The 25,067-nt window shown below is 63.8% G+C and carries 29 protein-coding genes; 12 read left to right on the plus strand and 17 right to left on the minus strand.

Annotated elements, in window-relative coordinates:
* The first annotated feature begins 2 nt into the window (after nucleotides 1–2).
* A complete protein-coding gene (locus ACQR3T_RS02305) occupies nucleotides 3–902 on the plus strand; it encodes a 3-hydroxyacyl-CoA dehydrogenase (RefSeq protein ID WP_428692425.1) in 900 nt (299 codons plus the stop codon).
* 18 nt (nucleotides 903–920) lie between these two features.
* Here ACQR3T_RS02305 and ACQR3T_RS02310 read toward each other — a convergent pair whose 3' ends face one another.
* Nucleotides 921–1,673 (minus strand): alpha/beta hydrolase family protein, encoded by a 753-nt coding sequence (locus ACQR3T_RS02310; RefSeq protein WP_032377170.1) that lies wholly within the window; start codon nucleotides 1,671–1,673, stop codon nucleotides 921–923.
* 96 nt (nucleotides 1,674–1,769) lie between these two features.
* The gene (locus ACQR3T_RS02315) at nucleotides 1,770–2,972 is read right to left on the minus strand and encodes a PucR family transcriptional regulator (RefSeq protein WP_428692426.1); all 1,203 of its coding nucleotides are present in this window, start codon (nucleotides 2,970–2,972) and stop codon (nucleotides 1,770–1,772) included.
* Between the two features lie 128 nt (nucleotides 2,973–3,100).
* Between ACQR3T_RS02315 and ACQR3T_RS02320 the strand changes: the two genes are divergently transcribed.
* Both ACQR3T_RS02320 and ACQR3T_RS02325 read left to right on the plus strand, forming a co-directional pair.
* A complete protein-coding gene (locus ACQR3T_RS02320) occupies nucleotides 3,101–4,765 on the plus strand; it encodes an FAD-binding dehydrogenase (RefSeq protein ID WP_428692427.1) in 1,665 nt (554 codons plus the stop codon).
* A gap of 2 nt (nucleotides 4,766–4,767) precedes the next feature.
* On the plus strand, nucleotides 4,768–5,688 hold the full coding sequence (locus ACQR3T_RS02325) for an MBL fold metallo-hydrolase (protein WP_428693035.1): 921 nt from the start codon (nucleotides 4,768–4,770) through the stop codon (nucleotides 5,686–5,688).
* A gap of 8 nt (nucleotides 5,689–5,696) precedes the next feature.
* On the opposite strand, the gene ACQR3T_RS02330 is transcribed toward ACQR3T_RS02325, so the two are convergent.
* Entirely contained in the window at nucleotides 5,697–6,461 is a 765-nt protein-coding gene (locus tag ACQR3T_RS02330) for an alpha/beta fold hydrolase (RefSeq protein WP_428692428.1), read from the minus strand.
* Nucleotides 6,462–6,539: 78 nt separating this feature from the next.
* Entirely contained in the window at nucleotides 6,540–6,920 is a 381-nt protein-coding gene (locus ACQR3T_RS02335) for a LuxR C-terminal-related transcriptional regulator (RefSeq protein WP_428692429.1), read from the minus strand.
* Between the two features lie 371 nt (nucleotides 6,921–7,291).
* Here ACQR3T_RS02335 and ACQR3T_RS02340 point away from each other — a divergent pair, with 371 nt between their 5' ends.
* On the plus strand, nucleotides 7,292–7,987 hold the full coding sequence (locus tag ACQR3T_RS02340) for a TetR/AcrR family transcriptional regulator (protein WP_428692430.1): 696 nt from the start codon (nucleotides 7,292–7,294) through the stop codon (nucleotides 7,985–7,987).
* Between the two features lie 19 nt (nucleotides 7,988–8,006).
* Here ACQR3T_RS02340 and ACQR3T_RS02345 read toward each other — a convergent pair whose 3' ends face one another.
* The 7 genes from ACQR3T_RS02345 to ACQR3T_RS02375 all read right to left on the minus strand — a co-directional run bounded on the left by ACQR3T_RS02345 (nucleotide 8,007) and on the right by ACQR3T_RS02375 (nucleotide 14,049).
* Nucleotides 8,007–9,275 carry a PP2C family protein-serine/threonine phosphatase gene (locus ACQR3T_RS02345; protein WP_032377165.1) on the minus strand — a complete coding sequence of 423 codons (1,269 nt, stop codon included), beginning with the start codon at nucleotides 9,273–9,275 and terminating at the stop codon, nucleotides 8,007–8,009.
* A gap of 15 nt (nucleotides 9,276–9,290) precedes the next feature.
* The gene (locus tag ACQR3T_RS02350) at nucleotides 9,291–9,743 is read right to left on the minus strand and encodes an ATP-binding protein (protein ID WP_032377164.1); all 453 of its coding nucleotides are present in this window, start codon (nucleotides 9,741–9,743) and stop codon (nucleotides 9,291–9,293) included.
* A 28-nt stretch (nucleotides 9,744–9,771) separates the two neighbouring features.
* Complete coding sequence (locus ACQR3T_RS02355; protein ID WP_037176399.1) at nucleotides 9,772–10,161, minus strand: STAS domain-containing protein; 390 nt, start codon at nucleotides 10,159–10,161, stop codon at nucleotides 9,772–9,774.
* A 31-nt stretch (nucleotides 10,162–10,192) separates the two neighbouring features.
* Entirely contained in the window at nucleotides 10,193–10,549 is a 357-nt protein-coding gene (locus ACQR3T_RS02360; protein WP_428692431.1) for an STAS domain-containing protein, read from the minus strand.
* 157 nt (nucleotides 10,550–10,706) lie between these two features.
* On the minus strand, nucleotides 10,707–12,299 hold the full coding sequence (locus tag ACQR3T_RS02365; RefSeq protein WP_428692432.1) for a phytoene desaturase family protein: 1,593 nt from the start codon (nucleotides 12,297–12,299) through the stop codon (nucleotides 10,707–10,709).
* The gene (locus ACQR3T_RS02370; RefSeq protein WP_428693036.1) at nucleotides 12,296–13,576 is read right to left on the minus strand and encodes an APC family permease; all 1,281 of its coding nucleotides are present in this window, start codon (nucleotides 13,574–13,576) and stop codon (nucleotides 12,296–12,298) included. The genes ACQR3T_RS02365 and ACQR3T_RS02370 overlap by 4 nt, the downstream gene beginning before the upstream one ends.
* Before the next feature lie 35 nt (nucleotides 13,577–13,611).
* On the minus strand, nucleotides 13,612–14,049 hold the full coding sequence (locus ACQR3T_RS02375; RefSeq protein ID WP_037176401.1) for an SRPBCC family protein: 438 nt from the start codon (nucleotides 14,047–14,049) through the stop codon (nucleotides 13,612–13,614).
* A gap of 210 nt (nucleotides 14,050–14,259) precedes the next feature.
* Between ACQR3T_RS02375 and thiD the strand changes: the two genes are divergently transcribed.
* Nucleotides 14,260–15,051: a bifunctional hydroxymethylpyrimidine kinase/phosphomethylpyrimidine kinase gene (thiD, locus tag ACQR3T_RS02380; protein ID WP_428692433.1), complete on the plus strand. Its 792-nt coding sequence runs from the start codon at nucleotides 14,260–14,262 to the stop codon at nucleotides 15,049–15,051.
* Between the two features lie 103 nt (nucleotides 15,052–15,154).
* On the plus strand, nucleotides 15,155–15,460 hold the full coding sequence (locus tag ACQR3T_RS02385) for a membrane protein (RefSeq protein WP_032377159.1): 306 nt from the start codon (nucleotides 15,155–15,157) through the stop codon (nucleotides 15,458–15,460).
* A gap of 64 nt (nucleotides 15,461–15,524) precedes the next feature.
* Here ACQR3T_RS02385 and ACQR3T_RS02390 read toward each other — a convergent pair whose 3' ends face one another.
* The 6 genes from ACQR3T_RS02390 to ACQR3T_RS02415 all read right to left on the minus strand — a co-directional run bounded on the left by ACQR3T_RS02390 (nucleotide 15,525) and on the right by ACQR3T_RS02415 (nucleotide 18,992).
* Nucleotides 15,525–15,752, minus strand: coding sequence for a hypothetical protein (locus ACQR3T_RS02390; RefSeq protein WP_032377158.1), 228 nt, complete (start codon nucleotides 15,750–15,752; stop codon nucleotides 15,525–15,527).
* Nucleotides 15,753–15,781: 29 nt separating this feature from the next.
* Complete coding sequence (locus tag ACQR3T_RS02395) at nucleotides 15,782–16,039, minus strand: lipopolysaccharide assembly protein LapA domain-containing protein (protein ID WP_032377157.1); 258 nt, start codon at nucleotides 16,037–16,039, stop codon at nucleotides 15,782–15,784.
* A gap of 91 nt (nucleotides 16,040–16,130) precedes the next feature.
* Nucleotides 16,131–16,301, minus strand: coding sequence for a CsbD family protein (locus ACQR3T_RS02400; protein WP_027495724.1), 171 nt, complete (start codon nucleotides 16,299–16,301; stop codon nucleotides 16,131–16,133).
* 117 nt (nucleotides 16,302–16,418) lie between these two features.
* Complete coding sequence (locus tag ACQR3T_RS02405; protein ID WP_052058828.1) at nucleotides 16,419–17,225, minus strand: transglutaminase-like domain-containing protein; 807 nt, start codon at nucleotides 17,223–17,225, stop codon at nucleotides 16,419–16,421.
* An 84-nt stretch (nucleotides 17,226–17,309) separates the two neighbouring features.
* On the minus strand, nucleotides 17,310–18,329 hold the full coding sequence (locus ACQR3T_RS02410; protein ID WP_032377156.1) for an LLM class flavin-dependent oxidoreductase: 1,020 nt from the start codon (nucleotides 18,327–18,329) through the stop codon (nucleotides 17,310–17,312).
* Nucleotides 18,330–18,410: 81 nt separating this feature from the next.
* Nucleotides 18,411–18,992 (minus strand): TetR/AcrR family transcriptional regulator, encoded by a 582-nt coding sequence (locus ACQR3T_RS02415; protein ID WP_230592549.1) that lies wholly within the window; start codon nucleotides 18,990–18,992, stop codon nucleotides 18,411–18,413.
* 95 nt (nucleotides 18,993–19,087) lie between these two features.
* On the opposite strand from ACQR3T_RS02415, the gene ACQR3T_RS02420 reads away from it, so the two are divergent.
* The 6 genes from ACQR3T_RS02420 to ACQR3T_RS02445 all read left to right on the plus strand — a co-directional run bounded on the left by ACQR3T_RS02420 (nucleotide 19,088) and on the right by ACQR3T_RS02445 (nucleotide 25,034).
* Nucleotides 19,088–20,230: an acyl-CoA dehydrogenase family protein gene (locus tag ACQR3T_RS02420; protein ID WP_032377155.1), complete on the plus strand. Its 1,143-nt coding sequence runs from the start codon at nucleotides 19,088–19,090 to the stop codon at nucleotides 20,228–20,230.
* 42 nt (nucleotides 20,231–20,272) lie between these two features.
* On the plus strand, nucleotides 20,273–21,883 hold the full coding sequence (locus ACQR3T_RS02425) for an acyl-CoA carboxylase subunit beta (protein ID WP_428692434.1): 1,611 nt from the start codon (nucleotides 20,273–20,275) through the stop codon (nucleotides 21,881–21,883).
* A gap of 23 nt (nucleotides 21,884–21,906) precedes the next feature.
* Entirely contained in the window at nucleotides 21,907–22,131 is a 225-nt protein-coding gene (locus ACQR3T_RS02430) for an acyl-CoA carboxylase epsilon subunit (protein WP_428692435.1), read from the plus strand.
* Nucleotides 22,132–22,145: 14 nt separating this feature from the next.
* Nucleotides 22,146–23,942: an acetyl/propionyl/methylcrotonyl-CoA carboxylase subunit alpha gene (locus ACQR3T_RS02435; protein ID WP_428692436.1), complete on the plus strand. Its 1,797-nt coding sequence runs from the start codon at nucleotides 22,146–22,148 to the stop codon at nucleotides 23,940–23,942.
* Between the two features lie 10 nt (nucleotides 23,943–23,952).
* Nucleotides 23,953–24,417 carry a MarR family winged helix-turn-helix transcriptional regulator gene (locus ACQR3T_RS02440; protein ID WP_428692437.1) on the plus strand — a complete coding sequence of 155 codons (465 nt, stop codon included), beginning with the start codon at nucleotides 23,953–23,955 and terminating at the stop codon, nucleotides 24,415–24,417.
* A gap of 137 nt (nucleotides 24,418–24,554) precedes the next feature.
* Entirely contained in the window at nucleotides 24,555–25,034 is a 480-nt protein-coding gene (locus ACQR3T_RS02445) for a Fur family transcriptional regulator (protein ID WP_032378010.1), read from the plus strand.
* The last annotated feature ends 33 nt before the right edge of the window (nucleotides 25,035–25,067 follow it).

Consider the following 25,067-nt stretch of genomic DNA (forward strand, 5'->3'; position numbering starts at 1 on the left):
CCATGACTGATGTCGAGAACGTGACCGTATTCGGAACCGGAGTGCTCGGTTCGCAGATCATGATGCAGGCTGCCTACCACGGAAAAACCGTTGTGGGATACGACATTTCCGACGAACTACTTGCCAAGCTGCCGGATCGTTGGGAATGGATGCGCGGATACTACAAGCGTGACCTGAAGACTTTCGACGAGGCGCGATTCGACCAGGCCATAGAATCCATCACGACCACCACCAGCGTCGCCGAGGCCGTTTCGGACGCCGACCTGGTGATCGAAGCAGTTCCGGAGGATCTCGACCTGAAGAAGAAGGTCTGGTCGGATATCGGCGCGTCCGCTCCGCCGAAAACTATCTTCGTGACCAACTCGTCGTCGCTACTGCCCAGCAGTTTCGCCGAGGCCACCGGGCGGCCGGAAAAGTTTCTTGCATTGCACTTCGCCAATCTCGTGTGGCGGTACAACACCGGTGAGGTGATGGCAACTGCTGCAACAGATCCTGTCTACTTCGATGTCGTATTGGGCTTTGCTTCGGAGATCGGTCTCGTTCCCGTTCCGGTCCGAAAGGAAATTCCGGGATACGTGCTGAACAGTCTTCTGATCCCGCTGTTGCAAGCAGGAGCCAACCTTTACGTCGGCGGGGTTGCCAATCCGGCAGACATCGACAACGTGTGGCGCATAGCCACCGGGGCACCCGCCGGTCCGTTCCAGATATACGACACTGTCGGATTCAACGTCGCAGCTCATATCGCGCGCGCACACGGTGGCGAGGATCAGGTCAAATTTGCCGACATACTGCAAAAGGGTATCGACGCGGGAAAGACCGGTCTCGGGGACGGTGAAGGCTTCTACACGTACGACTCCGACGGCCAGCGACTGGATGCTGTCGAGTCGTGGAACATCAACTGAATCGCTCGATCCCGCCTGTCAGAGGTACGGATCCGCCCAGGCGCTGATGATCCGACCGGCACGAGCTGCTTGATTCTTGCCGGTGAGAAGGTGATTGGCCCCCTCGAGCGAAACGAAGCTCCGGGGGTGGCGGGCGGCCTGGAAGATCTCGCTGGCGTTGTCGATCCCTACCGTGTTGTCGGTGGGGGAGTGCATGACGAGTAGCGGTCTCCGCAGGGTGGTGATGCGCTCGCGCAGGTCTGCTTTGCGGACGTCGTCGACGAACTGTCGTTTGAGGGTCAGCGCTTTGCCGCCGGCGTGGAACGGCGCTTCGCCCTCGTCCTGGATCCGGTGAATGAGTGCGTCGTAGTTGTGCTCGACATGCGCGGGCTGAAACGGGGCGGCGACGATGGCGACCGCTTCGACCGTCGGACAGTCGTGCGCCGCAGCAATGGCCGCCGAGCCGCCGAAGGAATGGCCGACGAGCAACTTCACCTCGCGACCGGTCGCGTTCATGAACTCGACGGCTTTGACGGTGTCGTGCACCTTGTTCGAGAACGAACCGTCGCCCCAGTCGCCCTCGGAGTGGCCCAGACCGAGGTTATCGAAGCGAAGCATTCCGATGCCGTCGGCCGCGAGCTGCTTGCACATTCGATTCGCCGCCGGGCAGTCCTTGCCCAGCGTGAATCCGTGAGCGAATACACCCCACCCTCGCGCCTCACCCTCGGGAACATCGACCACGCCTGCCAAGGTGGGTCCGGTTGCGCTGGAAAACGTGACCTGTTCCGACATACCGCTCATCCTAGGATCGACGACTCGGGCTCGAGTAGTCAGGCACGGTCGCGTGTGCGCATGACCACCGACGACGCTGGGTTCAGCCGAGCCGGGTCAACCGAGTTGACGTAGTTGTATCGCAGTATCCAGGGCCAGTCTGTGCCAGGCCGATCGCGGATCGCGGCCGGTCAGTTCCTGGGCCCGGCGCAATCGGTAGCGCAAAGTCTGCGGGTGCACCTGTAGTCGGGTGGCGGCAGCCGTTGCGCTGCCGGTGGAGATGAAGGCCGAAAGGCCCTGCAGAATGTGTTCGTTCGCCGCCTCGGTCAGCGGACCGAGCACGCTACGTACCACCTCGCTCGTGTCCGCGGTGGTACGCGCGGTCAACAGTGCCAGCAGCTGACCGTCACCCTGATCGAGCAGTGCCCGGTGGTCGAACGCGTGATCCGGTGCGGTGTCCAGCGCTTCCGAGGCGAGTCGCCACGAACTGCTGATACCGGCAATGGTCGATCTCTCCACGAGGCATCCGCGAAGCAGTAGATCTCGACACGCGAGGTCGGCCTCGACGCGGTGGATCGATGGTGGCAGCAACGCGATCGCGCGTTGTTCGCGCCGAGTGCACAGGTGAGTCCGCTGACCCGACGCCGCGGTGCGGTCCGGGGGAACGAGTCCCACTGCGAGAACCAGCGATTCGACGGTGTCGTCGGACATGGGTCGGCCCGGATCTGTCGATTGCACCACGAGCAGATTCGGGTGCGTGGGTAGCTTCAGGTCGAGTTCGCGGCAACGATCCGACACCGTCCCGGGTGAATTATGTCTGGCAGCCAGCAAGTCGTCGAGCAATGCGGCGTGCGCCTGCGCGCGGTTGGTGGTGAGCTGTTCGCGCGCAATGACATACGCGCCGATGATTTCCTCGGAGATTGCGTCGATGGCGTCGAGCACGCCGAGGCCGAGTTCGGCGATGTCCTGTGGTTCGAGTACATCGAGATACTCGGTTGTCACGTGCCGAACGAACACGCTCGACGCGACTCGATACGCACGGAGCACGTCGGCCAGCGGGCGCCCGTCCGCGGCGCGCGCGGCACCTATTGCGCGGAATCTGCTGTGGTCACGGTCGTCGATCGTCCGATCGCCGTGCGCCCACAGGGCCATCAACCGCCTCAGTGACCAATACGCAATGGCCTCGACATCGGCCAACTGTGCACCCTGCAGTGATCGGTAGACCGGGATCGCGTCGCGAATCGCGTCTACTGCCGATGCGACGACGGGGCCCAACTCCGACTCGATCGTCGCGACCACGGCGACCCGCGCTGGGTACATCGATCCACCTCCTACGCTCTGTCAGTGTCTGACAAATCCTATAGTCATTCGAGTCGGTTTCCTTGAGTTCCGGCGGCGACCTCAGCACAGTCGAAGGAGACATCCGGGTCGAGCAGAAGAGTGGGGCAATGGACGCAGACGTGATCGTGGTGGGCGCGGGCTTGGCCGGACTGGTGGCAACCGCCGAATTGGCCGACGCCGGAAAGCGTGTGCTCCTTCTCGACCAGGAGCCCGAGCAGAACCTGGGCGGGCAGGCGTTCTGGTCACTCGGCGGGCTGTTCATGGTCGACACTCCGGAACAGCGACGCATGGGTATCAAGGATTCGGCCGAACTGGCCTGGCAGGACTGGCTCGGCACCGCGACATTCGATCGGGGTATCGACGATCCCGCAGGCGAGGATTACTGGGGTCACCAGTGGGCACGGGCATACCTCGATTTCGCGGCAGGGGAGAAGCGGTCTTGGCTGCACGCGCAGGGTGTGCGGTGGGTTCCTATCGTCGGCTGGGCCGAACGCGGCGGGTACCTCGCCGACGGCCACGGCAACTCGGTTCCACGCTTCCACTTGACCTGGGGCACCGGGCCGGGCGTCGTCGCACCGTTCGAGCGTCGTGTCCGCGAGGCTGCGGACACGGGACTGGTGCGCTTCGGTTTTCGTCATCGCGTCGACGAGTTCGTCGTCAGCGCAGGGGTGGTCGAGGGAGTGCGCGGCGCAATTCTCGAACCCAGCGCAGCGGAACGCGGTGCGGGCAGTACTCGCGTCGAGGTGGGGGAGTTCGAGTTGCACGCCGGTGCGGTGCTCGTCACCGCGGGAGGCATCGGAGCGAACCATGATCTGGTGCGGGAGAACTGGCCGGCCCGTCTGGGAACGGCTCCGAAATCGTTGATCTCGGGAGTTCCCGAACACGTCGACGGCCGCATGCTCGGCATTACCGAGAAGGTCGGCGGTCGTCTGGTCAACAAGGACCGGATGTGGCACTACACCGAGGGCATCAAGAACTGGAACCCGATCTGGAAGAACCACGGAATCAGGATCATTCCAGGACCGTCGTCGATGTGGTTCGATGCGCGTGGTCGGCGATTCCCGGCCCCCAACTTCCCGGGCTTCGACACACTAGGAACATTGAAAGCCATCCAGGACAGCGGTTTCGAGTACTCATGGTTCGTCCTCACCCAGAAGATCATCGAGAAGGAATTTGCACTGTCGGGATCGGAGCAGAACCCGGACATCACCGGCAAGAACCTCAAGCTCGTACTCGGTCGAGTCTTGCCCGGTGCCAGTGCACCGGTCGAGGCGTTCAAGAAGAACGGCGAGGATTTTGTCGTCGCCGACACCCTCGGTGAACTCGTGCAGGGAATGAACAGGGTTGCCGGCGAGGACCTGATCGACCTGGTGGATTTGCGCCGGCAGATCGAGGCTCGCGACCGGGAAGTCGACAACCCGTTCACCAAGGACCTGCAGGTCTCCGCGATTCACAATTCCCGTCGTTCGCGCGGGGAGCGCATCGCGCGTACTGCGTCTCTGCACAAGATTCTCGATCCCAAATCGGGGCCGTTGATTGCGGTGCGGCTGAACATCATCACCCGAAAGACTTTGGGCGGAATCCAAACCGACCTTCAGGGGCGCGTTCTCGACAGCGAGGGGCGAGCGATCGAGGGGCTGTGGGCGGCAGGCGAGATTGCCGGATTCGGCGGCGGTGGAGTGCACGGATATCGCTCGCTGGAGGGAACGTTCCTGGGCGGGTGCATCTTCGGGGGCCGGCAAGCCGGGCGTGCGCTCGCAGCGCAGGCGTGACGGTGTTCCGACGCGTCGGTCGGCCCCCGTTGCCGGGTCCGTCGGAGATCGCCACCACCGTGTCGGCGACTCCTCGCTCGCCGGTGACGGTGTCTTTCCTCGGTGTCAGTACGGTGTTGTTCGACGACGGCGAATCTGCGGTTCTCACCGATGGGTTCTTCTCGCGCCCGTCTCTGGCGAGAACCCTTGCGCTGCCGCTTCGTTCCGACATGCAGCGCATCGACGCCGCCCTGCGCAGAGCGGGAATCATCTCGCTCGACGCTGTTCTGTGTGCCCACTCGCACTACGATCACGCCCTCGATTCAGCGGCGGTGGCTCGGATAACCGGGGCGGTTCTGGTCGGTGGTTCCTCGACCGGTTTCATCGGGAAGGGTTCGGACCTACCCGACGACCGCATCGTCGCGGTCGAGAACGGTGAAACGACCGAGCATGGGAATTTCGCCGTCACATTCCTCGAATCCGTTCACTCGCATCCGGATCGAGCACACGGGGTGATCGAGCGACCTCTGAGCCAGCCCGCTCGGGTGAGCGAGTATCGGTGCGGCGAGGCGTGGTCGATGCTGATCGAACACATTCCCAGCGGCCGAACCGCACTGGTCCACAGCAGCGCCGGTTTCCGGGTGGGCCTGCTCCACGGAAACCGCGCAGACGTGGTCTATCTGTCGATAGGCCAACTCGGCCGGCAATCGCGAGCGTTCATCGAGCAGTATTGGCGCGAGACGGTCTCGGTCGTCGGTGCCCGGCGCGTCGTCCTGACGCACTGGGACAACTTCTTTCGGCCTTTGCACAAGCCCCTGCATGCACTCCCGTACGCCTTCGACGATATGACTGCCTCGATCGGCGTGCTGGCCGACTGCGCACGGAGAGACGGAGTCGTTCTCGAGCTACCGACGCTGTGGCGACGTGTGGACCCGTGGGCCTGACGGACGCGTCAGCCCGCCTGGTTCTCGATCGAATCGACGATCGTTCGTGCGCACAGAACCGGGTCGTCGATCATCGGAACGTGGCCGACGCCCGGCAGGGTGACGAACCGGGCCCGAGGGAGGCGCTGCCGGGCAATGGGGACGAACTCTGCAGGCGGAAAGATGCGATCGTGAGCCGCCCACGAGACGGTGACCGGGCATGGCAGGTCGAGGAGTGGATCCATGCTTTCGCGGGTGTTCAGTAGTTCGTACGCTGCCTCGCACCCGACGAGATCCTGAAACGATCGCACGGCTTGCTGCGGTGTCATGCGCTCTCCATGGACTGCAATGTCGCGCATGGCAATTCGGCGAGCGAGACCGAACCTCATCAGCGCTGGGGCCAGGCGACGAGTCGCGTCGGCCAATCTCTTGGTACGGATCAAGGTGGCTCGGCTGGCACCCGGCTTCTCGTCCTTTTCCCACAGTCCCGCAGGTGAGAATGCACAGACCGAGCGTGCGCGTCCCCGTCTCGCCAGTTCGACGGCCATCCATCCGCCCATCGAATTTCCGGCGATGTGTACTGCATCCAGGCCGCGCTCGTCGAGTTCGCGTTCTGCGGCATCGGTGACGGCGGCTATTGTCGCCACGCCTGCGAGCGTCGGGCCTCCACGATGACCGGCCGCGGTGGGAGCAATGACATCGAATCGTTCGGCCAGCAACGGCACGACGTCGTTCCACGCTGCTCCCGACATGGTGACACCGTGCAGCAACATCAACACAGGCTTGTCGTTCATCGACCGAAGTGTGCCATGTGCGTCGTCACCCGGGCGGACAGGGCATCGTTGCACCGTCCGCCTCGTGCCGACCTTCGCTCACAGATCGTCCAGGGCGACCAGGCCGTCCTGCAGCGCTCTCGCCACCAGCGACGCTTTGGTCGGCGCGGCTCGACCGACACCGGCATACTTCGCGCGAATACGGGACAGATGGGTATTCACCGTGCCCAGCGCAATATGCAGCACCGCGCACACTTCTTGCTTGGAGTCGCAGCGCAACCAGGCTCCGAGAACCGCGATTTCGCGCGTGGTCAATCCGGGATCGACGAACTCGGCCGGTACCTGCGGCACCCGAGGCCTATCGGTGCCGGGGGTTGCCGTGGTTCGGGAGCGCACCGCCGACGCGCTTCGCCGAGGCGCAAATCGCTGCGACGGGTGGAGCGACCCACCGGACGCAATCTCGAGCGTCGTGGTCGTCACACCTGTGTTCGTGTCCCGCATGGCAGTCGACCCCCGTTGTCCGTCTTGGGTGTTTCGATCATCCGACCACGCCGCGAAATATGAAACAACACCACCATGTTCGAGGACCACTGCGTAATTCGATATCCGCATCCAATGGACTTTATATACTTGTAAAAATTCAGCTCGTGGTGTGAATCGATATAGTCGACGATCCATCAGATCGAACATTCGTAGGCGGTTGTCGTTGAGCTCGAGATCCACACCACGCGAACAATTGCTCCTGGCCGGTTCCCGCCTGCTGACCGATCTCGATATGACGGTGTTCGCGCGCTCGCTGTCCATTGCAGCCGTCGTCGAAGAAGCAGGACTGTCGCATCAGACTTTCCACAATGCCTATCCAGGTTCCTCCAGCACCGGCGAGCGCTTGGGCGGTGGACCCGGTCCACTCGGATCGTCGGCAGCGTACCGACGAGCAGGTCGATGCGCTGCCATCGCTCGAATCCCTCGATCCGGCAAGGGTCGACATCGAATCCGATGTCATCGTGGCCACCGAGACGCTGTTCTCGGAACACGGATACTTCTCGGTCACCCTCGCGGACATCGCGTCGGCCTCGTCGCTCGCCGTCACCGATCTCAAGCGATTGTTTCCGAGCAAAGTCGACATCATCGTCGCCGCACTCACCTCCGAGTTCGAGCGTGTACTCCGGCTGGGTCGCGCGGATGCTCGGCTCGACGTGGAACCGGTTGTGGCTCTGGTGCGTTCGGTGAATCGTCTGGCGGAGTTCGTGTCGCGCAACCGGGCCATGAGCTCGGGAATGTTGCTTGCGCTGAGCTTCGAGCAGTTTCACGAGCCCGGTACCGTCACCACCATCAGGGACCACCTTCCCGTGCCGTCGGCACTGACCCCGATTCTCGAGAGCGGTCAGCTCCGAGGCGACTTCGCTACCGAGGTGTCCGCAGTCGAATCGGCCACCGTGCTCGCCAACAATGTGGTGATCAGATCGCTGACGCGATCGGGAGAATCCCCGGAAGAAGTCGCCGACAATGTGCTGAAGGTGTTCCTGTCCGGAATATTGTCTCGGTAGTCGACGCACTCCGCGACAACTACGCCTCCACAGAGTCTGTGTCGGGAAGTGGGACGTCGAAGGCGAGCAGAGCCACGTCGTCCTGAAGTCCGTCTCCGAACGACGCCAGCAGGGTGGTGAGGTCGTCGACGATCTTCGGAGCAGTGGTGGGCCCCATCTCGGCGACGAAGGTCTCCAGGTTGCCGTTGTCGTCGAAGCGAGTTCGGCCGGGCCCCACGATGGCTTCGGTCAGGCCATCGGTGTAGAACGCCATGACGTCACCGGCCCGCAGTGTCACCGATGCCGACTCGAAGTGGGGCTCGGACAGGGCACCGACGAGCTGCCCACCGGTGGTGTCGACGAAATCGACTGCAGCGTCGTGGGTTACGCGTATCGCAGGTGGGTGCCCGCCGCTTGCGAGGTGCACCACCGCGCCGTTCGGTTGCGGAGTGATGGTGCCGAACACCACCGTGCAGAACCTCGGGTCGTCGCCGTGAAACTCGTGATGCAGAACGGTGTTGAGGTTCTCCAACACCGAGATCGGGTTGCGGTCGAACACTGCCGCGGCCCGCAAGGTGTACCGGGTCAACGACGTGACGGCGGCTGCGCCGGCACCCTTGCCACTCACGTCACCGAGGAAGAAGCCCCACGTGTCTTTGTCGAGTGGAAACACATCGTAGAAATCACCACCGACTTCGTCGAGGGACGCGGGGTGATAATGGGCTGCGACGTTCATGCCGGTCGGCGCGGAGAGGATCGGCGGTAGCAGAGTCCGCTGAAGCGTCGACGCCAAGATCTGAACCTGAGTTCGTTCGGCCTCGGCCAACTTTCGGGCTTGCTCCGATGCTCCCAACGCATCCTGGGATCGATCGAGGGCTGCTTCGGCATCGTCCTGAGCTGCCTCGGCGTTGATACGAGCGTCGACGAGATCTTTTTCGCGCACTCGGCGTTCCGTCTCGTTGTGCAGCGTCATCGTGACGGTCATCGCGCCCGACTCCGAACGAAGTCTGTTCGCCAGCACGGACACCGCAGTGGACGACGCTCGCCCCGGCGCGCCTGTCAGCTGGGCTGCAGTCCCGATCGGCACGTCCGAATCGGATGTGGATGCAGCGTCGAGCAGGCCGGCCAGCACCGGCGCGAATTCGGTACCGAAGAGGTCTGCGACGGGGGTTCCCTCCAGAGAGTCACGGCTGCGGGCGGTGATTCGAGAGGCGGCCACATTCGCGTACAGAATTCTGCCGCTGGCGACGTCGACCGAGAACACTCCGCAGGGCGCAGAGGCGAGTAGTTCGGCAGCCGAAGCGGTCATGGGTACTCCTCCTGATCAGGTCGCGCGGTGGGATGACCCGCTGGGGCGGGCCGCGGCGAGCGGCTTGCTCCACGCGACGGTCACCACCGTGCCGAGACCGGGTCGATGATCGACCGACAGCTCGTCCGATACTGCGGCGGCCAACTGCAGGCCGTGGCTACGAGTGGTCGTCGGTGTCGGTGGGTGCCACGTTCCGGTATCGGAGACGGTCACGGTGAGCGTCTCGTGGTCGTACGCCGCGGTGATCGTCATCGTTCCGGTTTCGGGGGACGCGCGATAGGCATGTTCGACGACGTTGGCGAGTGCCTCGTAGACCCCGAGCACGATGTCGTCCACCAGAGCGCTGTTCACTCCGAGTTCGAGCACCCAGCCGCGCAGCCGCCGACGAAGCGTGCTCGCCGTCGTCGGCTCGGCCTGTGCCGTGTGACTCCAACGCAGAGGGGCCGACCCCGAATTGCTCTCGGTCACGATCTGCGCTCCGACCGGGGATGTGGTGTCATCGGTCGGCCTCGCCGCTGCGAGTCGACGACTGCACGTGCGCAACGGCGTCGGGAACGGTGGTGAACGTGGCCATCACGCGATCGATTCCGCTGAGCTGCACGGGCCGAACGACCACGCCGTTCACCGCAACCAACGCCATGCGCGAGGCGTCCGGCAGTCGATCGCACACGCGCACCAACACTGTGATCGCGCTCGACGACAGGAAACTCACGTCGGTCAAGTCCACGACCAAGCCCCCTTCGGCGGTGTCGGCCGCAGGAAACGCTGTGGCAGACAGCGTAGGGATGGTGTCGAGGTCCAATTCCCCTCGAACAGTGAGTACGGTCGTCGAGTCGTGCGCAGCCGACACGATCTCGAACGGCCCTCCGGTCGGCTCCTCTGACATGTCTGCGACGTTACCTGTTATCGAGTGCGATTCACGACCGGAAAGTGTCGATCAACAACCCGCCGGCACCGAGCACGTCCAGAACCATACGAACCGATCGTGCAGGTGCGAATACGGCGATCTTGCCCGGATGCGCGTACGTCGCATCGATGATCGCGTTGGCCACACCCGAATACATGAACGACACCTGCGACAGATCGACCACCACCCGATCCGACGTGGACGCGAGGCAGTCGAGGCTGTGGACGAATTCGGCCCGAGTGGACATGTCCAGCTCGCCGAATGCGCGCAGTGTGTCGAGGCCGTCGGAATTGCGAACTGTCTCGAGTCGGAAGACGCTTTCGTCGTCGCGGAGGGAGCGTTCCATGGTTGCAGTGCTCGTCAGCATGTCCTTACCTCTTCCCCGAAGCGCTCGCACCGATCGGTGTGCCCGTGCGGTGCGAGACGCTGAGTTGTTGTGCTTTCAACAATGTCAGTGGGTAGTTGCGGAAGGCTCTGCCGCAGATCTCGAATCGGTAACGACAAGTCTCGGTTCGGTAACGCCGTCACCTGGCCAGCAGCTCTATGAGAGAACTCGTGACCTTCTTCTTCATCCAGCCTCGTACGCCGCGCTGCCCGAGCGCTGCCCGAGCAGCGTTGAGGCCTGCTGCTCCGTGCACCCCGCCACCGGGGTGCGCCGATGCAGAACCGAGGAACAGACCCTCGACGGGAGTTTCCGACCGTCCCAGCCCCGACGTCGGCCGAAATATCAACTGTTGCTGAAGCTGTGCGGTTCCACCGTTCACCGCGCCGCCGTACAGGTTGGCATCGGCCCCGTGCAGATCGCTCGGTCGCTGCACGATCCGGCCGACGATCGAATTCAGAAATCCCGGTGCATGAGCATCGAGAACTCTGTCCACACGGTCGGCGACGGTGTCGGCCGCAGCATCGTCGACGACGCCTCTCGGTAGATGGGTGTAGGCCCAAGCGCTTTCGGTACCTTCCGGCGACCTGCTTCGATCGGCCGTGGTCATCTGGCCGAACAGCATGAACGGGCTCTGTGGAAGAACTCCGGTGGTGAGGTCGGCGGCCCAGTGCACGAGGCCGTTGTCGTCGGCACCGAGGTGAACTGTGCCTGCATCCGCCAAAGACGGTGAGTTCCAGGGTATTCGACGATCGAGGGCGTAGTTGACCTTCACTACCGGGGTGTCCCACTCGAAGGTGCGCAGGTCGTCGTGCACTCGACTCGGAACTGCGTCGAACGGAAGCAGCGAGCCGTACAGTGCCGGTGCCGATACATCGGCGACGATTGCCCTGCGTGCACGGAACGTGTCTCCGGCCGCCGTGTGCACCGCACGTGCACGGCCGCCGCGAACGTCGATCGATTCGACCAGCTGTCCACATTCGAGCGCGGCCCCCGATGCGGCCCCTCGGCGAATCAGAGCGCCGGTCAGTGCCGATGATCCACCGACCGGGGCGGGGTAGCCGACGTCCTGGGCGAGCATCGTGAGCAGGTAGCCCATCATTCCGCTGACGGGGGCATCGGTCGGCACGTCGCCGTGCATCGCATTGCCCAGCAGCAAGCAACGCGCAGCTTCGCTGTGGAACAACTCGTGAGCCATCACCCGGGCCGGAAGGGCCGCGAATCGGACGAAACGCAGTGTCTCGGGCACCCCGAGGGTGCGGACCAACCGTGCTGCGGGTGCCACGGGCGGAAACGGTCCGAACAGTGAACCCAGGAGCGGCTCGCGAATGCGCTCCCACTGCTCGAAGAGCCGCAGCCAGGTATCGCCGTCTCGCGCGTCGTGTTCGGACAGTAGCGCCGCCGTGGTCTCGACGTCGTGGTGGACGACGGGAGCGTCGACGTCCTGTGCCGACCGTGCATGGCCGTACACCGCGGGCGAGTGCGACCACTGCAGCCCGTGTCGTTCGAGCTCGAGGGCGGTCATTGCCGGCGATGCAAGCGCCATCGGATAGAAGGCGCTGAAAAGGTCGCTGGTGAAACCCGGAACCAGCTCGGCACTACGCACGGCACCGCCGGGGTGCTCGGCAGCTTCGAGGACCACCACGTCCCAGCCCGCGTCGGCCATCGCCGCAGCAGCCACCAATCCGTTGTGACCGCTGCCGATGACTATCGCGTCGACCTCGGTGGTGGTCATCGGGAAGTGCTCCTCTGCTCGGTGGTGGTCTTCCTGGTCAGGACTGTACCGACGACGTACAGTGCGACCCCCACCGCGAGGAGCAGTCCGGCGCGCAGCCACGTTGCTCCCGACTGTTGGGTGAGCAGTACAGCGCAGGTGATGAGCGCGAGGACGGGAAGTGCTGTGGGCGTTCGGAAATGGTCGCTATCTGTGCGATCGCGGCGTAGCACGAGCACTGCGACGTTGGTGCTCACGAAGACGAACAGCAGTAGCAACACCACGGTTTCGGCCAGTGCAGCAACAGATCCGGTGGTGCAGAGAACCATTGCAACGACGGTGGTGGCCACGATGGCAAGCCACGGTGTCTTTCTCCCGGGCAGAACCTTGGCCAGCGCTCCGGGGAGCAAACCGTCGCGCGCCATCCCGAATGTCAAGCGGGACGCCATGATCATCGTCAGCAATGCGCCGTTGGCCACCGCGACGAGCGCGACGAGGCTGAACACCCACGGCGGAATACCGGCGTCTGCGGCGGCGACGACCTCGAGCAGCGGGCCGGTCGATTGCGCCAACGTGTCGGCAGGCACGACGGTCGAGACTGCCAGTCCTACCAGCACGTACACCACACCGGCCGCCGTGACGGCACCCAGTAGGGCTCGTGGGTAGACTCGGCGCACGTCCTCGACTTCCTCGGCGATGTTCGCTGAGGTCTCGAAGCCCACGAACGAGTAGAAGGCGAGCAGGGCCGCCCCGAGCACGGCCAGCGTCGGGGTTGTCTCGTCGGTGAATTCGAGGACGCGAGACGGCACGCCGTCTCCGCGGCTCAGTACGAGTCCGGCAAGGGCGATGACGACCACCAGCCCGGATACCTCGACCACCGTCATGACGAGGTTGGCCCGGAGAGATTCGGTGATTCCGCGCGCGTTGAGCAATCCGACCAGCAGCAAGAAGACCACTGCAGCGGGTACGGCCGGCACGTCGAGGAACACGCCCAGGTAATCGCCCGAGAAGGCAAGCGCAAGCCCGGCGGCACTGGTGACGCCTGCGGCGAGCATCGAAAATCCGACCAGGAACGACACGAGCGGTTTTCCGTACGCCTGTTGCGCGAACACGGCTGCGCCGCCTGCTCGTGGGTACTTGGTGACCAACTCTGCATACGACGCCGCGGTGAGCAGTGCCATCAGCAGGGCGACGAGCATGGGAAGCCAGATGGCTCCGCCGACCTCGCCCGCGATCTCGCCGACGAGAGCGTAGATTCCGGCACCGAGCACGTCGCCGAGAATGAACACGAACAGCATCTTTCCCGAGACTGCTTGTCGCAGTGCAGTGTTGCTCACGGAGCGGTGGATCGCTCGGCCAGGAGTGCAAGTCTGCGCAACGCTTCGGCGTTGCGTGGATGCGCGAGAACATGTTGGATGCGGTCCGGCACCAGGTCGAACGGTGCGGTGATCGCGTGTTCGATGATCTCGATGCGGCATCCGGTGGCTGTCGGGTGCACACGAACTGTGATCGACGCCTTTCCGAACGGCAGTGCACGCGCCTCCAGCCGGAGTTCACGACCGGCGTGCATTCCCACCGAGCGGGTGACGTCACTGAGTACTGCGGGCCAGGCACCGACCGAATGATGGATCGAGCTTCCGGCGGCGGGCCAGTTGCCGTCGACGGCGCGAATTCGGGAAGCACCGACAACCCATGTCGCATAGCTCCATCCGTTCGCGAGAACGTCCCATACGTCGTCGCAACTGGCTGTCGTGTTCCTGCTGGTGGGCACTGTTCGGCCTCCGAGACTCTGGTCGTTGGGCGTGATTGCACGATCAGCGATCGTGCTCCGCTACTCCTGGGCTCGAAGTCGGTGTGCTGCGCGGTGTCGTCGGTCGCTGGGTGAGCCGAACCGAATTCGACGTATGCCCCGAAACAGCCGGACCCAATCGGATGTCGACCACCTGATTCACGGGCGATCGCGGATTGTCATACTGAGTGCATGTCGACAATCGCGTATGTCATTGCAGGTTCGGAAGCTACCGGCGGAGCCGGGTTGCAGGCCGATCTGAAGACATTCGAGCGGCTCGGGGTGTACGGCGTCGGAACGATCACCTGCATCGTGTCGTTCGATCCGAAGTCCGGCTGGGGTCACCGGTTCGTTCCCATCGACAGTTCCGTCATCGCCGATCAGATCGAAGTCGCCACTGCCGCACACGATCTCGATGTCGTCAAGATCGGCATGCTCGGTACCCCGGACACCGTCGACACGGTGGCCAGCTCGTTGCGTCGGCAGTCGTGGCGGCACGTGGTGGTCGATCCGGTGTTGATCTGCAAAGGCCAGGAACCCGGTGCCGCGCTCGACACCGACAATGCGCTCCGGCGCGAGATTCTTCCGCTGGCCACCGTGATCACCCCCAACCTGTTCGAGGCGCAGACACTGTCCGGGATGAACGAGATCACCACCGTCGAGGAGCTCGGCGAGGCCGCGAAGAGAATTGCCGACCTCGGACCTCGCTACGTGGTGGTCAAGGGTGGTGCCGGGCTGCCCGGCGGCGAGGCCGTCGATGTCGTCTACGACGGGTCCGACCTCACCGTGCTCCGTGCTTCGAAAGTGGGCGAAGAACGTGTGTCGGGTGCGGGCTGCGTATTCGCCGCAGCCATCACTGCGGAGTTGGCCAAGGGCGCGGACGTGCTGGACGCCGTTGCGACGGCCAAGGACTTCGCGCACGCCGGCATCGTCGGTCGGCTCGCGAGCCGTGCTCCGTTCGCTGCTGTGAGTTGGCACGACTGACGGTCCGATCCGACGTCAGGTTTACCGCCGAGGTCCAGCGGGCAGCCGACGTGGACGGTTCGTCTCGAGTGGGACGAACGGTCCGTATCCGGAGAGGATCCACATGGCAGACGAGAACACGAGCGAATCCGACGCCGGGGCAACCGACGACGATCGGACGACTCGCGGTCACGCGGGTGAGGCAATCGTCGACACGCGTAACTGGCCCGGCTACATCTGCATCGGAGTGGCGTTGGTGAGCCTCGGCCTCACCCTCACCGCGGCAGGTTATGGATTCACCGGGTGGGTGTGGATCGGGGCGATCGCTGCGCCGGTTCTACTCGTGGCCGGGATTGCCCTGGTCCTCCTCGAGCGCAAGCGCGTCAAGGCTCGGGAAGGCAAGTCGCTGACCGACCCAGCTGGACATTGATCGACCCGACCTCGATCGTTGCCCTCACGGCCGGTGCAGCCGGGCGACGTACTCTTCGGCGGGCCTAGCGCAGGGCGTGCTGGGACTTGCGTTCCTTCTTGCCCTGCGACTTATCGGCTCGCTTCTGCGCAAATCTGCCGGCCGACTTGAGTCCCTTGGACACGAAGTTGTCTTTCCCCGTTCGCTTTTCGAGGCTTTGCCCGGCGAAGGCCAAGATGCGCGCGAGGATGGGAAGCCCGATCGCGACGATGAGATAGCGGTACAGGTACTTGCGTGCCAGCAAGGGAAGCATCGGAAGGATCCTTTTCGTGTGGGAGTCGGTCAGCGGACTGCGCGTCGAACCTTCAGTGCGGCGGTAGCGGTCAGCGTGATGACGGCACCGACGACGGCTGCGCCGAGCAGCGAGACTCCTTGGCCGAGATCGAAGTTCCAGCCCAGGAAGTTGATCGTGGTGTGCACGGTGTTCTGCAGTACGAAGATCACCAGTGCGGCGACCAGCACGAGCGTGATCAGCAGGGCGAGCTTCGAGGCGAATCCGCCGCGGCGCTTGGTGGTCGTGGTGTCGGTCGATGTGGTCATGAGGGGTTTTCCGTTCTCCGGTGTGAAAAGTGGGTGAAGTGCGAGTGCCGCCGATCATCGAGATCGGCGGCACTCGATGAGCTTGGGGTGGTTACTTGAAGGTGTCCTTGATGTTCTCGCCGACCTTCTTCACGCCTGCCGAACCCTGATCCTTCTTGCCCTCGGCCTCGAGGTCCTTGTTGTTCGTAGCGTCGCCCACAACTTCCTTCGCCTTGCCGATGGCGTCTTCTGCTGCGTTCTTGGCCTTGTCGATGAAGCTCATGGTGTTCGCCTTTCATGTGGCTGTGAATGTTGGTAACGGATAGATAGTCGGTTTTCGCGCGCGAAAACAAACGCCGCTGTGATGTAGCTCATATCGCGGTGGCGTTCGGTCGAACGATCAGGTGAGGGAGACCAGCTCAGTGATGTCGTCCTGGGGGAGCTCGCCGTCGACCACGGCGGTGACCACGGAACTGTTCAACGTGATGGCACCCTTGTGGTTGTCCAGGAATGCTGTGTCGGCAGCATCGCGACCGACGGAGATTCGCACCAAAGTGGAGCGGGGGGCGAGGCAGGTGGCATCGACAACACGCCATTGGCCGCCCACGAACGCCTCGGCGACAGCGTGGAAGTCCATCGGATCGCAGCCGGGCGCGTACACCGCAACCAGACGGGCCGGAACGTTGACCGCACGCAGCATGGCGACCACGAGGTGCGAGTAGTCCCGGCAGACGCCCTGTCCGGCGAGCAACGTGTCGACAGCACCGTCGATCGGATCACTGCTTCCCGGAACGTAACTCAGCCGAGCGCCGACCCACGCGGAAATCTTCGCCAGCAGTTCCTCGGAGTCCGCGTAGTCGCCGAATTCGGTGGCGGCGAAACCATAGAACTTGTCGGCCTCGGCGTACCGACTCGGTCGCAGATAGAGCGACATGTCGTAATCGGTGACCGGTGCCGGGGTGGTGTTGCCCAGAATCGTGGCATCGTACGAGACCTGAAGGTTGCCGACATCGGCGGGCATGACGTGAATTCGGTTGCCGTGCGGCCCGCTCACTTCCTTTGCCTCGATGGGTTTGCCGTCGAGGACGAAGGACAGTGATTCGGTGACCGTCGTGCCCGGATGCGGAGCAATCGCGATCTGGAATTCGAGTGTGGTGGCTGCGGTGATGTCTACATCGAGGCGCGCGGATACGTCGCGTTTGAGCACTGGAACTCCTGGCAGGTGGTGGTGGGTGAACCTGCTGCCAGTACCCGTATCCACCGAAACCAATCGCGACTCGTCACCGAGTGATCAGCGCCACCCCAGTGCGGGGGCCACGTCGCGGAGGAGTGTCTCCACCACGTGAGCGCAGTAGTCGACGCCCAACTGATTCGGGACGGTGAGCAGGAGGGTATCCGCGGCAGCGATCGCCTCGTCTGCGGCGAGTTCTTCGATCAGTCGATCGGGCTCACCCGCGTAGGTCTTGCCGAACCGGGCCTTGCCGCCGTCGAGGTAGCCGACTTGGTCGTCGCCGCTTCCCTCCCGTCCGAAGTAGGCGCGATCCAGGTCGCTCACGATCGGAAAGATGCTACGACTCACGGACGTTCGAGGAGCGAAGTCGTGGCCTGCGTCGCTCCACGTCTTGTGAAAACGTTCGATCTGCTCGGCTTGCAACTGATGGAAGGGCACTCCGGTGTCTTCGCTCAGCAGGGTCGAGCTCATCAAGTTCATGCCCTGGCGTGCTGTCCACTCGGCCGTCTCGCGGGTGCCTGCACCCCACCAGATGCGTTGGCGCAGACCCGGTGCGTGAGGTTCCAGGCGCAGCAGCCCGGGCGGATTGGGGAACATCGGCCGCGGGTTCGGCTGAGCGAAGCCCTTGCCTTCCAGAAGGTCGAGGTAGATGCGGGTGTGCTCACGAGCCATGTCTGCATGATCGGAGCCCTCCGCGGGGGAGTATCCGAAATACCGGTAACCCTCGATGACCTGCTCGGGCGATCCTCGGCTCACGCCGAGTTGCAACCGCCCGCCCGAGATGAGGTCGGCAGAGCCGGAATCCTCGGCCATATAGAAAGGATTCTCGTAGCGCATGTCGATGACGCCGGTACCGATTTCGATGGTGCTCGTTCTGGCGCCCACGGCGGCGAGCAGCGGAAACGGAGAGGCAAGCTGGTTGGCGAAGTGGTGCACGCGGTAGTACGCGCCGTCGGCCCCGAGTTCTTCGGCCGCCACCGCGAGGTCGATCGACTGCAGCAGCACATCCGACGCCGATCGCGTCTGTGACTGCGGGGACGGGGACCAATGACCGAAGGACAGGAATCCGATCTTCTTCATCACGTGCTCTTTCGTTGAAGGATCAACCATATTCACTGTACTTCAGCACGTGTCGGGGTGGATTCATTCCCGACTCCGCTGCTACGCGCCGATTCCAGCGGTCAGCAATTTCGCCAGTTCGAGATACGCATCTCCGTCACTCAGGCCGGTCAATCGGAACACTTCTCGCGTCTGAATTCGGACCATGACCGAGGACGCGACGTCGCCGACGAAGGCCGCGTGCACGTCGCGTACCTCGCCACTGGCGACTCCTTCGCTGATCAGCTCCTGGACGCGTCGTGCGGCGATTGCGGTGTTGCGCTCGTACACCGAACGCGCCGACTCGAGCGATGCCAGATCGGTCATGAACTGTTCGGATGCCGATTCCAGAGCTGCGCCGACGGCTGTGAGGTAGGTGGTGATGCGATTGCGGGTGCCGTCCACCTCGGCTACCGCATTTTCGACCTGGGTGGTCATGGACTTGAAGTAGTGCACTGTAGCTGCGCCGACCAGCTGATCCTTGCTGGACGCCAGGGTGTAGAGGGTGGACTTGGAGCAGCGAAGCCGTGCCGCGATTGTGTCGAGTGTCAGGTGTGCGAATCCCTCGGCCAAGAACAGACTCACGAGTTGGTCGAAGAGCTCGGAACGGCGCGCCGTGGCGTGCGAGGTCACGGGTGCGTTCACACCAAGGATGGTACTGCATCGACTTGTGCAGTACTGTGCATCAGTACTGCGGATCACCCTGCAGTACTGATGCTGAAAAGTCCCGGAGGTTGTCCGTGCCCGTCGATCGCCTGTTGCCCACCGCCGAAGCACGTGACCTCATAGCGCTCACCCGAGATGTGGCGGACAAGGTACTCGACCCGATCGTCGACGAACACGAACGCCATGAGACCTACCCGGACGGGGTGTTCGCGACTTTGGGCGAGGCGGGCCTGCTGAGCCTGCCGTACGCCGAAGAGTGGGGCGGTGGCGGCCAACCGTACGAGGTCTACCTGCAGGTTCTCGAAGAGTTGGCATCACGATGGGCCGCAGTTGCAGTGGCGGTGAGCGTGCACGGTCTGGCCTGCTATCCCATGATGGCGTTCGGTACCGATCAGCAGAAGGAAGACAAGCTCCCCGGCATGCTCGGCGGCGGACAGATCGGTGCGTACTCGCTGTCCGAGGCCCAGGCCGGTTCCGACGCAGCGGCGCTGAGTTGCAAGGCCACCGCAACCGATGGTGGCTACACGGTGAACGGATCGAAGGCCTGGATCACGCACGGCGGTGTGGCCGATTTCTACAACCTCTTCGCCCGCACCGGAGAAGGCTCGAAGGGGATCTCGTGCTTCCTCGTTCCGAATGGAACCGAGGGGTTGAGCTTCGGCAAGCCCGAGGAGAAGATGGGGTTGCATGCGATCCCGACGACCTCCGCGCACTACGACGACGTGCACGTACCCACTGAATGGCGAATCGGAGCGGAGGGCCAAGGGCTGCAGATCGCGTTCAGTGCGCTGGACGCCGGAAGGCTCGGAATTGCCGCTGTCGCAGTTGGAATCGCCCAGGCAGCACTCGACGATGCAGTGAAGTACGCCCAGGAACGCACTGCGTTCGGCAAGAAAATCATCGACCATCAGGGTCTGGGCTTCGTACTGGCGGACATGGCGGCTGCGGTCGATTCCGCCCGCGCCACCTACCTCGATGCGGCTCGCCGCCGGGACGCAGGACTTCCGTACTCCCGCAATGCGTCCGTGGCAAAACTGATCGCCACGGACGCAGCCATGAAGGTGACCACCGATGCAGTTCAGGTGTTCGGCGGTTACGGCTACACCAGGGACTTCCGCGTCGAGCGATACATGCGCGACGCCAAGATCACCCAGATCTTCGAGGGCACCAACCAGATTCAGCGTCTGGTCATCGCGCGATCGCTCGCAACCAACTGACGATCCGTACCCGGCTTTTCACACAACGTAGGGGACATCTGCATGACGACAACCGAACCCGATATCCATACCACTGCGGGTAAATTGGCCGATCTTCGTAAACGTCTCGCGGGTGCGGAGCATCCCTCGGGTGAGGCGGCGGTGGAGCGGGTCCACGCGAAGGGCAAGTTGACCGCACGCGAGCGGATCACGGCATTGCTCGACGAGGGCTCGTTCGTCGAGCTCGATGCGTTGGCGCGGCACCGGTCCCAGAATTTCGGGTTGGGTGAGAATCGGCCCCTCGGTGACGGTGTCGTCACCGGCTACGGCACCGTCGACGGCCGTGATGTGTGTGTGTTCTCCCAGGATGCGACCGTCTTCGGTGGCTCGTTGGGGGAGATCTACGGCGAGAAGATCGTCAAGGTGATGGACCTGGCGGTCAAGACCGGACGCCCGTTGGTGGGGATCAACGAAGGTGCCGGTGCCCGCATCCAGGAAGGTGTCGTCTCTCTCGGGTTGTACGGGGAGATCTTTCACCGCAACGTCCGCGCGTCGGGGGTGATCCCGCAGATCTCGCTGATCATGGGCCCCGCCGCCGGTGGGCACGTCTACTCCCCGGCATTGACCGATTTCGTGGTCATGGTCGACGGCACCAGTCAGATGTTCGTCACCGGCCCCGATGTCATCAAAACCGTCACCGGTGAGAACGTGACGATGGAGGAGCTCGGTGGCGCGAAGACACACATGGAGAAGTCCGGGGTCGCGCATTACGTCGCCTCCGGTGAGCACGACGCATTGGAGTACGTGCGGGATCTGCTGTCGTATCTGCCGTCGAACAATCGCGCCGACGCCCCGCGGACGGTCCCGTCGGATCCGATCACCGGGGCCATCGAGGACTCGCTCACAGCGGAGGATCTCGAGCTCGACACCCTGATCCCGGATTCACCGAACACCCCCTACGACATGCACGAGGTGATCACCCGGATCCTCGACGACGACGAGTTCCTCGAGGTGCAGGAGGGGCGGGCCCGCAACATCATCGTCGGGTTCGGGCGGATCGACGGCCGGTCGGTGGGGATCGTGGCCAATCAGCCGACGCAGTTCGCGGGCACACTCGATATCGATGCCTCGGAGAAGGCGGCCCGCTTCGTCCGCACGTGTGATTGTTTCAACGTTCCGATCATCACGTTGGTCGATGTGCCGGGGTTCCTGCCCGGGACGGGGCAGGAGTACAACGGCATCATTCGGCGGGGCGCGAAATTGTTGTATGCCTACGGGGAGGCGACGGTCGGGAAGATCACCGTCATCACCCGCAAGGCGTACGGCGGGGCGTACGACGTGATGGGGTCCAAGCACATGGGTGCCGACGTCAATTTGGCGTGGCCGACGGCGCAGATCGCGGTGATGGGGGCCTCGGGTGCGGTCGGGTTCGTGTACCGCAAGCAGTTGTTGGAGGCGGCGAAGAACGGTGAGGACGTCGATGCGTTGCGGCTGACGTTGCAGCAGGAATACGAGGACACTCTCGTCAACCCGTACGTCGCTGCCGAGCGTGGGTACCTCGATGCCGTCATCCCGCCGAGTCATACCCGTGGTCAGATCGTGACCGCGCTGCGTCTGCTCGAACGCAAACAAGTCACCCTCCCACCGAAGAAGCACGGAAACATTCCCCTATGAGCGGCGAAGCGAATCATGACGCAGTGACCGAAGCGAATCGCGGTGCGGCGTCGAGTAGTTGGTCGTTTCGAGGATGTCCGACCGACGTCGACATCGCCGCTGTTGTTGCTGTGTTGTCCGCTGCGCGGCCGACCGTGGTCGAAGAATCTCCGCCGGTGCTCGATCTGTGGGGTCGCCCGGAAGATATGCACCGTTACGGACTCGCCAGTGCCCCAGCTCTTTTCGTCAATGCCCGATACGGCCAGTGAAGGAACTCGACAATATGACCACGTCCAATTCTCATCGGAAGATCACCAAGGTTCTTGTTGCCAATCGTGGTGAGATCGCGGTGCGGGTGATCCGGGCGGCTGCTGATGCCGGGTTGGCCAGTGTCGCTGTCTACGCCGAACCCGACGCCGATGCCCCCTTCGTCCGCCTCGCCGACGAAGCATTCGCCCTCGGTGGGCAGTCCTCGGCCGAATCCTATTTGGTGATCGACAAAATTTTGGATGCCGCCGCCAAGTCCGGCGCCGACGCCATCCACCCCGGCTACGGATTCCTCTCCGAGAACGCCGACTTCGCCCAGGCCGTGATCGATGCAGGCCTGATCTGGATCGGACCGTCCCCGCAGTCCATCCGCGACCTCGGCGACAAGGTCACCGCCCGCCACATCGCCGCCCGCGCCAAAGCCCCGTCGGTCCCGGGCACGTCCGAGCCGGTGAAAGACGCCCACGAAATTTTGGCGTTCGTCGACGAACACGGCCTCCCGATCGCGATCAAAGCCGCGTTCGGTGGCGGCGGCCGCGGCATGAAAGTCGCCCGCACCCGCGAGGAAATCCCCGAACTGTTCGACTCCGCCACCCGCGAAGCCGTCGCCGCGTTCGGGCGCGGGGAATGCTTCGTCGAACGCTACCTCGACAAACCCCGCCACGTCGAAGCGCAGGTCATCGCCGACCAGCACGGCAACGTCATCGTCGCCGGCACCCGCGACTGCTCCCTGCAACGCCGCTTCCAGAAACTCGTCGAAGAAGCCCCCGCCCCGTTCCTCACCGACGCCCAACGCAAAGAAATCCACTCCTCCGCCAAAGCCATCTGCCTCGAAGCCGGCTACTACGGCGCCGGAACCGTCGAATACCTCGTCGGCCAAGACGGACTCGTCTCCTTCCTGGAAGTCAACACCCGCCTGCAGGTCGAGCATCCCGTCACCGAGGAAACCTCCGGCATCGACCTGGTGCTGCAACAGTTCCGCATCGCCAACGGCGAAGAACTGACCATCACCGACGACCCCGAACCGCGGGGGCATTCGTTCGAGTTCCGGATCAACGGCGAAGACGCCGGCCGTGGGTTCCTGCCCGCACCCGGACCGGTCACCACCTTCACCGCCCCCTCCGGCCCCGGTGTCCGCGTCGACTCCGGTGTCGAATCCGGCTCGGTGATCGGTGGCCAGTTCGATTCGATGCTCGCCAAACTCATCGTCACCGGAGCCACCCGCGAGGAAGCACTGGCGCGTTCGCGTCGGGCGTTGGCCGAATTCACCGTCGAAGGCCTGGCGACAGTGATCCCGTTCCATGCCGCGGTGGTCTCCGACCCGGCGTTCATCGGCGACGGGGACTCCTTCTCGGTGCACACCCGCTGGATCGAAACCGAATGGGACAACCAGGTTCCCCCGTTCACCGCCGGGCAACCCATCGACGGCGACGAGGTCCTGCCGCGGCAGTCCGTCGTCGTCGAGGTCGGTGGCCGCCGCGTCGAGGTCTCACTGCCCGGGGAACTGTCCCTCGGCAGCAACGGAGGCGGGCCTGCCGGAGCGGTGCGGCGTAAGCCGAAAGCCCGTACTCGCGGTGGAGCCGGCGCGGGAGCAGCGTCCGGTGACTCGGTGACCGCACCGATGCAGGGCACCGTGGTCAAGGTCGCCGTCACCGAAGGCCAAACCGTCGACGCCGGGGACCTCATCGCCGTCCTGGAAGCGATGAAAATGGAAAACCCCGTCACCGCCCACAAAGGCGGAACCATCACCGGCCTGAGCGTCACCGCAGGCGACGCCATCACCCAAGGCACCGTCCTCACAGAAATCAAGTAGGGAGTATCCGATGACTGCCCTCGCTGAATCGTTCGACGGTGATACCTCTCCGGTGCATTCGACCGAGCTCGAAATCGTGTCGACGGTGCTGCGCATGGCGTCGGCCGCGCGGGTTCGTCTGGCGGAGGCACTGGACGCACAGGGGCTGAGCTGGGCGAGGTACGAGGTGCTGGAACTGGTGTGCAGGCGAGGGCCGACGTCGTACAGCACATTGTCGCGAGAGTTGGTGCGGCACAGAACAAGTATCACCGCGACCACCTCGAGCCTGGTGGACGCGGGGCTGCTGGTGCGAAGCGTCAATCCGCGGAACCGACAGCAGTACTTGGTCGAGGCCACCGACTCGGGTCACCGTGCAGTGACGCGCGCCGAGCGTGCGCTCGAGCGCGCCCGGTCGCGGATGGCGGTCGATGCGGACTCTGCCCAGACGCTGGAGGTTCTGCGGGGGATAGAGAAGCAGTGGAACGGTCGGCACTGATCGGCGGCTGACGGCAGTAGCGTGTGCGGTGTTCGGGTTGCCCGGAACCCGTCCGCGATGAACATGTGACGTCCGGCTGGTGGATTCCGAACGAATACTTGACTTAGTCCAGAAAGCCGGTGGATACTGACCACGTGATGCCGATCTCGCCGCATGCGGAGCAGTTGCGCACTGCCGATATGCGCGTAACCCGTCCCCGGGTCGCGGTACTCGAGGTCGTCGAAACCAACCCGCACGCAGACACCGACACCATTCTCGGGCTCGTGCGATCCATGCTGCCCGAGGTGTCGCGGCAGACGGTCTACGACGTCCTCAATGCATTGACGGTTGCGCGCCTGGTTCGGCGGATCGAGCCGGCGGGTTCGCCCGCGCGGTACGAGTCGCGCGTCGGCGACAATCACCATCACGCCGTATGCCGCTCGTGCGGCGTCATCGCCGATGTGGATTGCGCAGTAGGCGAGACGCCGTGTCTCACGGCATCGGACTCCGTCGGTTTCACCATCGACGAGGCAGAGGTCATCTACTGGGGCCTCTGCGCACAGTGTTCGGCAGCTCGCGAGCAGCCGTCGGTTCCCGTTCAGTTCCCTCCCCGGTCTCGAACACAGCAGAGTTCGTGACCACCGATCACAGCCCGATCGTCATACCTTGGA

Source organism: Rhodococcus sp. IEGM1428, from assembly GCF_050321865.1.
Lineage (GTDB): Bacteria > Actinomycetota > Actinomycetes > Mycobacteriales > Mycobacteriaceae > Rhodococcoides.